Genomic DNA, 14,966 nt, shown 5'->3' with positions numbered 1-14,966 from the left:
GTATATTGAAAATGATTCTTAGAATATTGAAGCGAGATTTTAAAAATATAATAAAAAATCCATCAGTTTTGGCATTGATTATAGGTTTGTGTTTTTTACCTTCACTTTATGCTTGGATTAATATAAAAGTTTGTTGGGATCCTTATGCTAATACAAGTAGGCTGCCAATTGCAGTTGTAAACAATGATGAAGGTGCTTCATTTAATGGGAAAAATATAAATGTTGGAAATGAAATTGTTGATAATTTAAAAAAAAATAATTCAATAGATTGGATATTCATAGATGAATGGCAGGGAAATTACAGACTTAATTCTGGAAAGTACTATGCCCTTATAGAGATTCCCAATGACTTTTCTAGAAAGTTACTTACCTTAGCTACAGAAAATCCAGAAAAACCCAATATAATATACAGGTTAAATGAGAAATTAAATGGAATAGCAAATAAAATTATAGATGCAGCTAAGGAGAAATTTGTAGATAATGTGAAAAGTGAATTTGTAAAATCCGTAAATGAAGAGTCAATAAAACAGTTAAAGAAGTTAAATAAAAAAATTGAAACTAATAAGCCACAGATAGAAGAACTTAGAGATAGTATTCCAGAGGCAAAGTCAACTATAGAAGATATGAGAAATCATATAGAAAATGAAAATAAGAATTCAAAAGATCTCCAGAAATATCTAGCTGGAATTAAAAGTGATTTGCCTAAAATATCAAATAGAATAAATGAATTACAGACAATTGTAGCACAAAGTAAATCAATTACTCAGACTACAAAGGATTCAATAACATCAGAACAAGAAGATCTTGTAAAAGATATAAATCAGATTGAAACTACAAACAATGAAATCCAGCTTTTGTTAAATAATTTAAGAAATATCAATGATATAGATATTGGAAAAAGTTCAGCTACAACTTTAATAAATGAAATGAATAAGTTAAATAATTCTATTTCTGATAAAATTGATACGGATATAGATGTGCTTAATAAAATAAATGATATTATTCCAAATAAACCTACAAGTAAACTTATAGATGATCTTGAATCTTTAAGAAGTTCTATAAAAACTGAAATAAATTATTTAAATGATTTAAAAGAGGCAATTAACAATGATTCTTCAAAGGATGCAATTGATTCTACTATAAATCAATTATCTGAAATAAGTAATCAAGTTTCTATAGATATAATCGATTTATCAAATGAATTTTATTCAAATACATATGATTCAATGGGTATATTGGCTGATTCAATGGAAACTAATCTAAACAATATTAATTCTGTACTTACAATAACAAAGGATATTATTCCACAGATAAACAAGCTAGCAGATTCAAATATCTCTACAAGTAAGGCTGTTGTAAATCAGAGAGAGCAGCTTAGTAAAAAGTTTACTGATATTGATGAAAAGTTAGATTCACTAGATGAAAAGTTAGATATCTTAGATAATGATGATATTGATGAAATAATGGATATTATAGATAAGAATCCAGATAGTCTACCGGAACTTATTTCATCACCTGTTGATGTAAAGAGCGTAGAAATTTATAATTCAGGTCTATTTGGATATGGAGTTACTCCGTTTTATACTGTGCTTGCAATTTGGGTAGGGGTTACTTTAACTTGTTCTATAGTTACAGTAAAATGCAGGGAGTTTGAAGATGGAAGTAAGATAAATTTAGTTCACAAGTATTTTAGTAAATTGTTGCTTTTCCTAATTATATCATTGATCCAGACAATTATAATTATAACTGGTGATATATATTTAGTTGGAATTCATCCTGAAAATACTTTGCTTATGTATATAATTTCACTAGTTTCAAGTTTGTCATTTTCATTTATTGTATATACTTTTGTATATGTATTTGGAAATATAGGTAAAGGAGCAGCTGTTGTAATGATGGTTTTTCAAATTGCAGGAGCTGGAGGACTTTATCCTATAGCAACATTGCCAAAGATATTTGGAGTGTTAGAACCACTGTGGCCATTTACATATTCAATAAATGGAATGAGAGAGGCCATAGCAGGACCTATATGGAGTAATGTATACACAGATATTAGATCTCTACTTTCTTTTGTAGGGTTATCTTTAATATTTGCATTGTTGAAAAAACCATTGCACAAACTTATGGAAAAATCTGAAATGGAATTTGAAAAGTCAGGTCTTGGTTTATAATAATTTTCATAGAATTGTTAAAATAAAAATTATAATATTTATTGCTAATTAAAATAAGTATATAATATAAATATATACTTATTTTAATTTTTTTTTTTAAATTTGAGGTGATTCTATGGAGAATATAGAACAGTATTTGAGAAGATACAGTATAAAAGTTACTAAATCTAGAGTTAATATACTGAAAGTATTTTTTACAACTGATAGTTCTTTAAATGCAAAGGATATATTTAATAAATGTAGAGAGAATAATGTTATTATGGATATGTCTACAATTTATAGGACATTGGAGCTTTTTGAAAAAAAGAAGATAATAAAAAAATTCGACCTTGGACTTAATAAGGCTACTTATGCTATACTTAAAAAAAGTCATAAGCATATAGTGCAGTGTAAAGTGTGTCATAAGCAGGTAGAGATAGATTGTCCAATGCAGGAAATAGAAGAAATTGTAAAAAATGAAACGGGATTTGTTTTAATAGAGGAAAAATTAAATCTTAAATTAGATGGAATATGCAGTCAGTGTAGAAATAAACTTATAAATCAAAAATGAGTTTATTTTTCAAAGGCATTGTCTTCATATACCCTTTCAATTTTCCATATCCCTTTGGAGTCTTTTTTTACAAGTACTCTGTAAGTTACTTCTCTATAAGGTGAATTGTATGAGATTCCACTTATTTTTAAAAAAGATATTTCGCCATTTGAGAAGTATACGTTTTTACTATCAATTTTATATAATTTATATTTATTGAAAATGCCTTCAGTAAAAAATCTATTTACTGCATAATTCATATCTTTACACATATTAATATTATGCTTATAGTATATTACGTTGCCTAATAAAAAAATAGAAATTAATATGCTTATAAGTTTTTTCATAATTTCCTCCTAATAGTTAAATTATTTTATATTATAATAATAACCCGAATTACATATTAAGTAAATATATGGAATAAATTTACTTGATAAATTATGGAGGAGATATTTATAATGAGATTAGTATGTATTATACTGCTGTTGAAAAATAAAAATAACTAAGGAATTTTGTTAAAATTAAAACTTATTGGGGTGTTAAGAATGAGATTACAGTTTATAGACGAAGCTAAAGAAGGTCTTATTTTAGGGAAGAGCATATTTGCAAGAGAAGGACAGATATTGTTAAAAGCTGGAGTTGAATTAACAGATGTTTATATAAATAAACTAAGAGAATTAGGAGTATTTTTTATTTATGTTGAGGATGAAAGACTTGATGATGTTCAAGTAGAAGACGAAAAATTGACTCAGCTTAAACAGACGGCTATGAAAAGTATGTCAAGCATATTTTTAAATGTAGCTAGCGGCAATACAATAGAACTTGAGAGGTCTACAAATGATGTGAAAAAAATGATAGATTATATATTAGAAATTGGAGATGTAAACAAAAGCATATATGACATACAGACTTATGATAACTATACTTTTGTTCATTCTATAGATACTTGTATTATGGCAGTTTTTCTTGGAAAAACGGCAAAAGTTAATAGAAAGGATTTAGAAACTCTTGGTATAGGAGCAGTGCTCCATGATGTTGGAAAGATAAGAGTTCCTATTGAAATATTGAATAAAACAGAAAAACTTACAGATGAGGAGTTTAAAGAGATAAAAAAGCATCCTGTTTATGGAGTGGAACTTTTAAAGAATAATTATTCAATACCTGATTCTATAATAAAAATAGTAGGACAGCATCATGAAAAAATAGATGGAAGAGGATATCCTCTTGGAATTAAGGGACCTCAAATTACTAAATTTGCAAAAATAGTTTGCATATGTGATGTATATGATGCAGTGAGTAATGACAGGTGCTATAGGAAAAAATTTAGCCTTAATGATGCTTATGAGTTGATACTTTCAGGAAGTGGAAGTTCTTTTGATAGGGATCTTGTTGAGGATTTTAAGAATACATTTTCCATATATCCCCTTGGATGTCATGTGAAATTGTCAAATAATAGAGATGGATATGTGGTTGGACAAAATAAGGGATTCCCTGATAGACCTATTGTAAGATGTTTTAATAAAAACGACTCTATGTATAGTGAAATTGATTTACTTAAAAATACTAATATTGTAATTTCAAATATAATGTAATTTGGGAGAGCCTAATGGAAAAATATATAAAAAGTATTGTAGAGTGCATGTATAAGTTTTACAATTACAGCATTGTAGAATTTCAAGATGACTGCTGTCTTATAAGTAAGTGGGGACTTTGTAAAATAGAAGGTGAAAATCTTGAAGTAGTAATTTTTTCAACACAAAATAATTTTAGAAATATAAATTTTAATAGTATTTATTTTAATTTAAAAGAAAAATACAACTTTAATAAAATAAAATGTGTAGTTGTCATGCTAGAAGAACCCAATATTTATCCACAGTGTGGATTAATTTTAATAGATTCTAGTTCTAAAAATATAGTGTACTCAACTCAAGTTCCAGAGGATACTTTAAATAGAATATATAACTGTGTAAATGCAATTTCTCAATATGAACAAAATAAAAATAAGGAAAAGTTCCAATTTAGCATAAAGGATTCCAGCGTTACATATACTTTAATTGCCTTAAATATAATTGTATATATTATATCTTCTGTAATATCTCATAATTTTTTTACAATTGATACCAATGTACTTGTATTTATGGGAGCTAAAGTTAATTCACTTATATCTAAAGGTGAATATTATAGACTTGTGTCCTGTATGTTCTTACATGCTGGTATAATGCATATTGTGTTTAATATGTATGCTCTTTATATTATGGGACCTATAGTTGAAAAATTTTATGGAAAGGTAAAATATTTATTTATATACTTTTTTTCAGGTATTATGTCATCTATTTTAAGTTATGTTCTTTCGCCCTATGTTTCTATAGGTGCTTCTGGTGCAATATTTGGACTTCTTGGAGCAGCATTTGTATTTGGAATTAAGATGAGAAAGAGAATAAACAAGGAGTATATTTACAGCATAGTATCTGTAATAGTTGCAAATTTAGTACTTGGTTTTTCAGTTGCCAATATAGATAATTTTGGACACATTGGGGGACTAATTGGAGGAGTATTGTGCTCAAGCGTTATAGGTTTGAAAAATAAAAACAGCCAATAGTTTCTGTATAAATAAAACTTATTGACTGTTTATAATATTTTTATTATGAGATAATGTCACTTTCAAAGAGAGTTTCTTTTTCAAGAAGAAGTTTTGATTTTTCTTCTAAAAGTTCTCTGTTGTCACTTAGAAGTTTTTTGGTTTTATCATAGATATTATTAACTAGCTTTTTACATTCAGATATTACATCATTTTGATTAATGTTCACCTCTGCCAGTCCTTCTATGTTCAAAAGTCCAAGTGTTTCTCCCATTCCATATTTGGTTACCATGTTATAGGCTATGTTTGTACATTGTTTTAAATCGTTATGAGCCCCTGTGGTTATATACTCAGGACCAAATATAATGTCTTCAGCAGCTCGTCCTCCAAGCATAACCATTATTTTTTTTATAAGATATGATCTATTGTGGTATAGTCTGTCTTCAGGAATACTTAGTGTATATCCTCCAGCACCTTTTGTACTCGGGATAATAGTTATTTTTGATATTTTTTCATTTGGAAGTGCTTTTAAAGATACAATAGCATGTCCTATTTCATGATAAGAGGTAATTTCCCTGTCAATATCTTTTATATAATCTCTATTTTTCTTTTCATATCCAGCTAAAATTATAGAAAATGCTCTGTCTATATGCTTGTTTTCAATAACAGGATTATTTTCCTTGCAGGCAATAATTGCAGCTTCATTTATTAAGCTTTCAATTTTTGCTCCTGAAAAATAAGATGTTTTTTGTGACCATTCTTTTATATTTATATTACCTACAGGTTTATTTTTTAAGTGGAGTTTGAATATTTTTTCTCTTGCGGATATATCTGGTAGTGTAACTTCAATGTGCCTGTCAAATCTCCCAGGTCTTAGCAGGGCGGAGTCTAGGGTGTCAAGTCTGTTTGTTGCAGCCATTACAACTATTTGCGAGTTCTCATTAAAACCAGACATTTCAGTTAAAAGGGCGTTTAAAGTCTGATCTCTTTCGTCGGATCCAGAAGCTGAACTTCCCTGACGCCTTTTACCTATTGCATCTATTTCATCTATGAATATAATTGATTTTCCACTTTTATTATTTCTTGCTTTTTTAAATAATTGTCTTATACGACTTGCACCTACTCCAACATATACTTGTACAAAGTCGGACCCAGATACAGCATAAAAAGGAACACCAGCTTCACCTGCAACTGCCTTTGCAAGAAGAGTTTTTCCTGTACCTGGCTCTCCGTAGAGTATTATGCCATGTGGTATTCTTGCACCATAGGATTTGTATTTTTCAGGATTTTTAAGAAAATCTACTACATCTTGTACACTTTCTTTTGCCTCTTCATTTCCAGCCATATTATCAAAAGTAAAGTCAGGATTTTTTACAGCTGAGGTATCCATTGAATCTATGCCAAGAGAACGTTTTGATTTAACTTTATTTGATTTTATAGATGATGTAATTAAATAAGCTATAGATATTACTAAAGCTGCTAAAGAATATTTTTCTACATTGTTTAGTGGGTAGTTATCAAGTACATTTATATCTTCATTTAATAGTGTTTCTTTAAAATTGTTGCTTTTAGGGTTATCTGTTTCATACAGATTTCCATTTTTTAATTCGAATTTTATTTTTTCGGAATTTGTAAGGTATACTGTTGATATCTTATCATTTGTAAGATAGGTTTTGAAAGTTGTATATGAAATTTTACTTACTTCTTTAGATGTATATTTTGAAAACACCAATGTTGAAACAGATAGTACTATTATGATAGTTGGCAGTATAAAAAATTTATTTTTGAATTTTTTCATTCAATCACCTACTCTGTTTTAGTGTATTTGTATTAATAATATAATATACTTTTCAATTAGTCTAATGAAAATCATAAAATTTGTTAAAGTAATTTATTGTAAATAAGGATATATTTTACTTTAGATAATTGTTCTTATTGCATAAATTAATATTTACTGTATACTTTAGTTATAAATCGTTGAAGGGAGAATATTATATGAAAGTGTCTTCTGCAGATATAAAATTAACAGAACAGGATGTGCTTGAAATAATAGAAGAATATGTTGACATAAATGGGTTATCTATAGAGAGCATATCTATAGGTGATATTATAACCTTAAGGGGAAAATACAATAAAAAAGTTGATATTCCTTTTGAAATTGAAATGGGAATTGGAAATGTAAAAGATGGTTTCTTAAATTTGAAGGTATACAAGCTAAATATATATAAATTTGGTATGTTAAATATTATTAAAAAAAATGTGATAAAAAAAGTTATTGAAGATTTTACTGATTATGGAGTAGAACTTAATGGGGATATAGTAACTATAGATTTAGATAGAGTTAAAAAGTTAATACCTTATGTAAATTTTAATATTAAAGCTATAGAAGTTTTTCAAGGATTTTTTAAAGTACAGGTTGAGAATATAGTATATAAAAAAGATAAAGAGATTCCACATGTAGAGAAAAAAACAGATAAATATCCACACTTTTATAATAAGTGGTATGAAAAATTTGGAGATTATATATTTTTAATGCCTGATATTGTTATTCTATTTTGGAAACTTATTAAAGACAAGCGAGTAAAAGGAAAATCAAAGGTTATACTGGGAAATGCTCTTTTATATTTAGTAAGTCCTGTAGATCTTATACCTGGATTTATACCAGTTTTAGGTCAGATTGATGATATAGTTGCTGCATTTTTAGTTCTTAACATTGTTTTAGATGAAATACCTGAAAATATAGTACTTGAAAATTGGAGTGGTAAGGGAAATATAATTTTAATTACAAAAAAATTTAAAAAATATATATCCGAAATAATTGGAGGAGATAAGATTATAACTAAGAATCAGTATAGAAAGATGCATTCTGCAGATAATTTAAAATAGGAAATATGGGAGGAGTAAAATTATTTAAAAGATATGAAGAAAAAATTTTATGCTATAAAAAAGGGATATGATTTTAAAAATAATAAAAATATAGAAAATTTAATTGTGGACAGCTGGGCAGAATGTCTTAAATATGTAAAGGGAGCAAAGGGAGCAGTATATAAGAGTTTTAAAAGCAGAGATGAAGCTGAAGACTATCTAAATGAAAGTTATAATTTTGATGTGAAAAAAAGTGATATTTTTCCAGATATTGCCCATATATATGTAGATGGAAGCTATAACATTTCAACTGAAAAATATGCTTATGCTCTTGTTGTGGTAAAAAAGGATGTAGTAGAATATGTTGAAAGCAAAGTATCAGAGGATAATAGTAAAAAATCAATAAGACAAGTTGCCGGGGAACTTGAAGCAGCGGTTAAAGCTGCTGAATATGCTATTAAAAATAATGAAAAGCATATAGTAATATTTCATGATTATGAGGGAATTGCAAATCATGTAACAGGTCTATGGGAGAGAAAAAGTGAATCTTCAAGAGAATACTACAATTCTATGAAAAGATTCATTGATATGGGATTAGATATAAAGTTTTCAAAAGTTTCAGGACATTCTGGAGATCTTTTTAATGATATTGCAGATGAAAAGGCAAAAGAAGCAGTGGGTATAGAATCCAAAAATGTAGTATATAAATGGCTTAAAAAAAATAAATTAAAAGTTAAAAATGAAGAAATAAAATCCCAGTTTAGGAATATTGCTAGAGATTTAATTGATAATGTAATAATTGAAAATTGAAATTAATGTATCTGAGTAATAAAAAATATAAATTTACACATCATAATTTATATAAACGAGTAATTAAAAATATTTTAATTATGAAAGGAGTTGAAAAGCCGTTATTTTTATACGGTGCCTTATATGATGCATGGTGGTAAATTTATAGCAGGAATTTTGGTTGGTACAGCAGTTGCAACAATGATGGAAAATCAAAGATCTACAAAGAAAAGAATGAAAAAGACAAAAAGAATTATGAGAAATGCAGCAGATGGTGTAATTGGGTGGATGAAATAGTCTAATTTGCTATATATTTAAGATGTCTTGACGATTAAATTTTGTCAAGACATTTTAAAATACAATTTTTTCAAAATTTTGAATAAAATTATTTACTTAGAATAATATTATTCAAAATTTTATGATATAATAAAAATAAGTATAAAGTGCAATAAAAACTGGAATCCTAGAATCTAAAATGGAGTATATTTATAGTATAATTAAATGTAATAATGTTCTATATTTTTATATAAATTATTATTTAAAGGAAGAATGATATATGGAGATACTTTCATTAGGAGAAAAAATTAAAAGAAAAAGAAAAGAAATGAATATGACTCTAAAAGATGTAGCAGGAGATAGGATAACTCCAGGGCAAATAAGTCTTGTTGAGTCTGGAAAGTCAAATCCAAGTATGGATTTATTGGAGTATTTGGCAAAGGAGCTGAATACTTCTGTAGAATATCTTATGGAATCAGAGGAGAGTCAAGCAGAAAAATTTTGCACTTATTGTGAGAATTTAGCTGAGTCATATATAATAAGTGATAATCTAATTCGAGCTAAAGAATATATTGAAAAGGCATTCTATTATGCAGATAAATATAACCTTGAATATAAAAAGGCTAAAAATTTATATTTAAGAGGAAAGATATGCATGATAAAAGAGGAATATTCTGAATCTCAGCAATTCTTTTTATCTGCAAATGTCATTTTTATAAAAAATAATAATTATGAAGAGATTATAAAATGTTTTATGAATCTTGGCTATGCTACTATAAAATTAAAATCATATAATTCTGCTATGAGCTATTTTAGACAAGCTGAGATAGTGTATAATAATAACAATATAGGTGATGATCTTTTAATTGGAAAAATATATTACTACATAGCCTTTGTCTATTTTGAACTTGATGATATGAAAAATGCAATGGATTATTCATATCTTGCAAAAGAGAAGTTTATGAAAGTAGAGGACAATAATAAATATGCTAAGACACTTTTACTTATTGCAGAAGAATACAATAAAAAAGGTGACTTTGACAATGCTATAAAGTATTCGAAGAAGACACTTGATGTGTATAAAAGTATTGCTGATATTGTAAATATTGCAAAAATTGAAAATAATATGGGAAATTTATTTTCTAAATTTGACAATATGGAAGAATCATTTCTTCACTTAAATAAATCTAAAGAATTAAGAAATAAAATAAAAGATCCGGATATAATATACACTCTTAAAAGTATATGTGAAAATTATATGAAAATAAAAGATATAAAAGGTGCAAGAGATACTCTAAAAGAGATGTTTTCTATTGTTGGATCTAAAAATGATACTGGTTTAATACAGTACTATCTTCTTAAATATCGTGTGGATATGATGGAAAATAATATAAAAGAAGCGGAAAATACTTTATTTGCTGCATTAAATTATTGTCAAAATATGGATTATACAGAATATGTAGGAAAGATATCAATTTTAATTGGAAAGTTTTATATTCAAATTGGTAATGAGGCAGAAGCTGCCAAATATCTCAGTAAAGGGGTAGATATGTTTAATGAACTCAATGTATTGGATTAGTTTATAAATAAATAGGTGATTAATATGGAGATACTTTCTATTGGGGAAAAGATAAAAAGAGCTAGAATATATAGGAATATGACTTTAAAAGAAGTTTGTGGAGAAAATATATCACCTTCCAAATTATGTTGTATTGAAAATGGCAAAATGGAACCAGATTATAGGACTTTAGAATATATAGCAGAAAAACTTGAAATTGATGGAGAATATTTAAAAAAGGGAATAAGAACTCAAATAATAGACAATATAAATATGCTTGATTGTAAAAAAGATAAGGATTATATTGAAAAATTAAAATATAATCTTATGTTTGCAGAAGAAAACTCCTATTACGACTTGTGCTTTCAAATTGCTCATAAAATTCTTCGATACTATATTAAATACGATAATATAGATAATGTTAAGTTAACTATACCAAAGTACTATGTATATTTAAAAAAGGATTTTTGCGAAAAAAATTTTGCAATTTATTATATGGATATTGGTGCGTATATGTTAAAAAATAGAGAATACTTGCGAGCCTTTAATTACTATGAAAATGCTTTAAATATATCAAAGAAAATAAAAGATAAGCAAATCATATTAAATTCAATTTACTATAAATCACTATGCCTTATAATTATGGAAGATTATAATAAGGTTAGCACTTCTATACATTATCTCTTAAAATATATAAAAGATCAGCCTGATTTAATAAAAAGAGCAGGAATATATTTTATGTGCTCAATTTTATCAATTGTATATAAGAGAGATGACTTTTCAAAATATGAAAAAAAAGTATTTAATCTTATTAAAGAAAAATCTAAGTATAAATTTATTGTAATATTTATGTATGTTAAAATAATGTTTGATTTTAATATGAAAGACAAGGCTTTGAATTATTTAGATAGAGGATTAGAGGAATATTCATGTGAGAATTACAAAGAGATTGATTTTCTTTTATTGAATATATTAGATAAATTAATTGAAAACAATTTTGTAAATAAGGCAGATAAAATATGTAGTGATATGTTAAATAGGGCAATTGAATGTGACAATGTTGAACTGATGGAAGGGCTTTACTCCTGTAAGGCATATATATGTGAGAAGCAAAATGATATTGAACATATGGAGATATACATGAATTTTTCACTGAGTTTTACTTTAAGGCTTAAGGATAGAAAAAAAATCTATAAGAAGTATATTGACATGGGAAATATGTATTATAAACTTGGAAATACATTTGAAGCAATAAAATATTTCAATTCTGCAATGAATCTGAAAAAATATGATATGTAATTAAAAGGAAAACTCAGTTAAAGCCAGAAAAAAGGCAGTAAATTCATATTTATGAGCTAGATTAGGGTATTTGATATTATATATGGGTTGAATAACTTTCAATATAATAATATCATTTAAGTAAGGTCAAAGAAAGTCAAAGTTCAATTAATTGTATATCTATGACTAGTGTTTTAGGAGGGAGAAAAAGTGGATATAGATAAACTTACAGTAAAAGTTCAACAGTCATTGAATGAGGCGCAGCTTATAGCAGTAAAACATAATCATCAACAGGTAGATGTTATTCATCTCTTCTCGGCACTTATATCTCAAAGAGATGGTTTAGTTTCAAATATATTTGAGAAAATGGGTATTAATGTGGATTTAGTTAGAAATGAAACCAATGCTGTTTTAGATAAAATGCCAAAGGTAATGGGAGAGGGAGCCAATTCATCTTCTGTATATGTAACTAGAAGATTTGAGCAGGTTCTTGTAAAGGCGGAGGAGATATCCAAAAAGTTTAAAGATTCATATATAAGTGTAGAGCATGTAATGCTTGCAATTATTGAATCACATTCAAGTGATGTAGATAGAATATTAAATAAGTTCAACATAAAAAAGGATAGTTTTCTAGAAGTGCTTTCAAAAGTAAGGGGAAATCAAACTGTGGATACTCAAGATCCTGAAGGAACTTATGATGCACTTGTAAAATATGGTAGAAACTTAGTGGAGGAAGCAAAAAAACACAAATTAGATCCTGTAATAGGTAGAGATGATGAGATAAGACGTGTAGTTAGAATACTTTCAAGAAGAACAAAGAATAATCCTGTGCTCATAGGAGAACCAGGTGTAGGAAAAACAGCTATAATTGAAGGTCTTGCAGGTAGAATAGTAAGTGGAGATGTACCTGAGGGATTAAAAGATAAAATAATATTCTCACTTGATCTTGGAGCACTTATTGCAGGTGCAAAATTCAGAGGACAATTTGAAGAGAGATTGAAGGCAGTATTAAAAGAAGTGGAAAAAAGTAAAGGTAAGATAATACTGTTTATAGATGAAATACACAATATAGTAGGAGCTGGAAAAACTGAAGGATCAATGGATGCAGGAAATCTAATAAAACCAATGCTAGCAAGAGGAGAACTTCACTGCATAGGTGCCACAACCTTTGATGAATATAGAAAGTATATTGAAAAAGACAAAGCACTTGAAAGAAGATTTCAACCTGTAATTATAGATGAACCTTCTGTGGAAGATGCTATTTCAATACTTAGAGGTTTAAAGGAAAAATTTGAGATATATCATGGTATAAGGATACATGATTCTGCTATAGTTGCAGCTGCAAAACTTTCAAATAGGTATATAACTGGCAGATATCTTCCAGACAAGGCTATAGATCTTGTAGATGAGGCCTGTGCAATGATAAGAACTGAAATTGACAGCATGCCTACTGAAATGGACGATGTAAAGAGAAAAGTATTTCAGCTGCAAATTGAAAAAGAGGCACTTTCAAAAGAACAGGATGAATCTTCAAAAGAAAGGCTTAAATATGTAGACAAAGAGCTTAGTAATTTGCAGGAGAAAGATAAAGAGCTTACTTCAAAATATCAAAAGGAAAAAGCTGTTATAACTGAGGTTAGAGATCTTAAAAAGAAACTTGATGATGCAAGAGGTCAAATTGAAAAAGCAGAGAGAGAGTATGACTTAAATAAAGTTGCAGAGTTAAGATATGGAGTTATTCCAGATTTAGAGAAGAAAATACAAGAGAAAGAAAAGAATATTAAGGATAATAATGAAAATTCAATGCTTAAAGAAGAAGTTACAGAACGTGAAATTTCAGATATAGTTTCAAAATGGACTGGAATACCAGTTTCAAAACTTGTAGAAGGAGAAAGACAGAAACTTATAAAACTTGAAGATGAGCTTTCAAAGAGAGTAATAGGTCAAAATCAAGCAGTAAAGGCAGTTTCAAATGCAGTTATAAGAGCTAGATCTGGAATGAAGGATCCAAAAAGACCAATAGGATCATTTATATTCCTTGGACCTACAGGAGTTGGTAAAACGGAGCTTGCTAAAACTCTTGCAAGAACACTATTTGATAGTGAAGATAATATTATAAGAATAGATATGTCTGAGTATATGGAAAAATATTCGGTATCAAGATTAATTGGGGCTCCTCCAGGATATGTAGGCTATGAAGAGGGAGGTCAATTAACAGAAGCAGTTCGAAGAAAACCATACAGTGTTATATTATTTGATGAAATTGAAAAAGCACATAATGATGTATTTAATATATTCTTGCAGATACTTGATGACGGTAGACTTACAGATAATCAGGGTAAAGTTGTAGATTTTAAAAATTGTATTATAATTATGACATCTAATATAGGAAGCAGTTATCTACTTGATAATAAGGAAAGCTCAATAATAGATGAAAATGTAAAAGATAGAGTTATGGATGAAATGAAATCAAGATTTAAACCTGAATTTTTAAATAGGTTAGATGATATAATAATGTTTAAACCTTTGAATATTGAAGAGATAAAGTCTATAATTGACATATTCATTGAAGATATAAAAAATAGACTTAAAGATAAAAATATCACAATTAATATAACAAATACTGCTAAAGAATTTATGGCAAAGGAAGGATATGATCCTGTTTATGGTGCAAGACCTCTTAAAAGGTATATAGAGAATACCTTTGAAACATCGATTGCAAAGAAAATAATAAAAGGTGAAATATATGAAGGATGTACAGTAAATGTAGATTTTAAGAATGGAGAATTTTTAATAGAATAGGTAATCAGATAATCCAAATCTCTTTTTAGAGATTTGGATTATTTTTTTGTCCATTTAGAAAACCACCTGCTATGCAGGTGTGTTCAGAAGAGCTTAAGCGTTGAAAAAAAATACCTCACT

General features: G+C 27.7%; 12 protein-coding genes. 10 read left to right on the top strand and 2 right to left on the bottom strand.

Going from position 1 to position 14,966, the window contains the following annotated elements; all coding sequences use genetic code 11:
- Positions 1-11: 11 nt before the first annotated feature.
- Positions 12-2,171, top strand: coding sequence for a YhgE/Pip domain-containing protein (locus H2684_RS08205; protein ID WP_243159302.1), 2,160 nt, complete (start codon positions 12-14; stop codon positions 2,169-2,171).
- A gap of 115 nt (positions 2,172-2,286) precedes the next feature.
- Entirely contained in the window at positions 2,287-2,721 is a 435-nt protein-coding gene (locus H2684_RS08200; RefSeq protein ID WP_182088921.1) for a transcriptional repressor, read from the top strand.
- Between the two features lie 2 nt (positions 2,722-2,723).
- Here the strand turns inward: H2684_RS08200 and H2684_RS08195 are convergent, their stop codons facing one another.
- Complete coding sequence (locus H2684_RS08195; protein ID WP_182088920.1) at positions 2,724-3,047, bottom strand: hypothetical protein; 324 nt, start codon at positions 3,045-3,047, stop codon at positions 2,724-2,726.
- Positions 3,048-3,245: 198 nt separating this feature from the next.
- Between H2684_RS08195 and H2684_RS08190 the strand changes: the two genes are divergently transcribed.
- Together H2684_RS08190 and H2684_RS08185 are read left to right on the top strand one after the other, a co-directional pair.
- Positions 3,246-4,292: an HD-GYP domain-containing protein gene (locus H2684_RS08190; protein WP_182088919.1), complete on the top strand. Its 1,047-nt coding sequence runs from the start codon at positions 3,246-3,248 to the stop codon at positions 4,290-4,292.
- A gap of 14 nt (positions 4,293-4,306) precedes the next feature.
- The gene (locus H2684_RS08185; protein WP_182088918.1) at positions 4,307-5,299 is read left to right on the top strand and encodes a rhomboid family intramembrane serine protease; all 993 of its coding nucleotides are present in this window, start codon (positions 4,307-4,309) and stop codon (positions 5,297-5,299) included.
- A gap of 43 nt (positions 5,300-5,342) precedes the next feature.
- On the opposite strand, the gene H2684_RS08180 is transcribed toward H2684_RS08185, so the two are convergent.
- Entirely contained in the window at positions 5,343-7,076 is a 1,734-nt protein-coding gene (locus tag H2684_RS08180; protein WP_182088917.1) for an FtsH/Yme1/Tma family ATP-dependent metallopeptidase, read from the bottom strand.
- Between the two features lie 197 nt (positions 7,077-7,273).
- On the opposite strand from H2684_RS08180, the gene H2684_RS08175 reads away from it, so the two are divergent.
- The 6 genes from H2684_RS08175 to clpB all read left to right on the top strand — a co-directional run bounded on the left by H2684_RS08175 (position 7,274) and on the right by clpB (position 14,846).
- A complete protein-coding gene (locus H2684_RS08175; protein WP_182088916.1) occupies positions 7,274-8,164 on the top strand; it encodes a YkvA family protein in 891 nt (296 codons plus the stop codon).
- 33 nt (positions 8,165-8,197) lie between these two features.
- Positions 8,198-8,953, top strand: a complete 756-nt coding sequence (locus H2684_RS08170) for a ribonuclease H family protein (RefSeq protein ID WP_182088915.1) — start codon at positions 8,198-8,200, stop codon at positions 8,951-8,953.
- 123 nt (positions 8,954-9,076) lie between these two features.
- The gene (locus H2684_RS08165; protein ID WP_243159301.1) at positions 9,077-9,229 is read left to right on the top strand and encodes a YtxH domain-containing protein; all 153 of its coding nucleotides are present in this window, start codon (positions 9,077-9,079) and stop codon (positions 9,227-9,229) included.
- A gap of 259 nt (positions 9,230-9,488) precedes the next feature.
- Positions 9,489-10,787: a helix-turn-helix transcriptional regulator gene (locus H2684_RS08160; RefSeq protein WP_182088914.1), complete on the top strand. Its 1,299-nt coding sequence runs from the start codon at positions 9,489-9,491 to the stop codon at positions 10,785-10,787.
- 24 nt (positions 10,788-10,811) lie between these two features.
- Positions 10,812-12,065, top strand: coding sequence for a helix-turn-helix transcriptional regulator (locus tag H2684_RS08155; protein WP_182088913.1), 1,254 nt, complete (start codon positions 10,812-10,814; stop codon positions 12,063-12,065).
- 189 nt (positions 12,066-12,254) lie between these two features.
- Positions 12,255-14,846: an ATP-dependent chaperone ClpB gene (gene clpB, locus H2684_RS08150; protein ID WP_182088912.1), complete on the top strand. Its 2,592-nt coding sequence runs from the start codon at positions 12,255-12,257 to the stop codon at positions 14,844-14,846.
- The last annotated feature ends 120 nt before the right edge of the window (positions 14,847-14,966 follow it).

Source organism: Clostridium sp. cel8 (assembly GCF_014050525.1).
GTDB lineage: Bacteria > Bacillota > Clostridia > Clostridiales > Clostridiaceae > Clostridium_B.
Note: the sequence above shows the minus strand (reverse complement) of the source record. Positions and strands in the feature narration are given on the sequence as shown.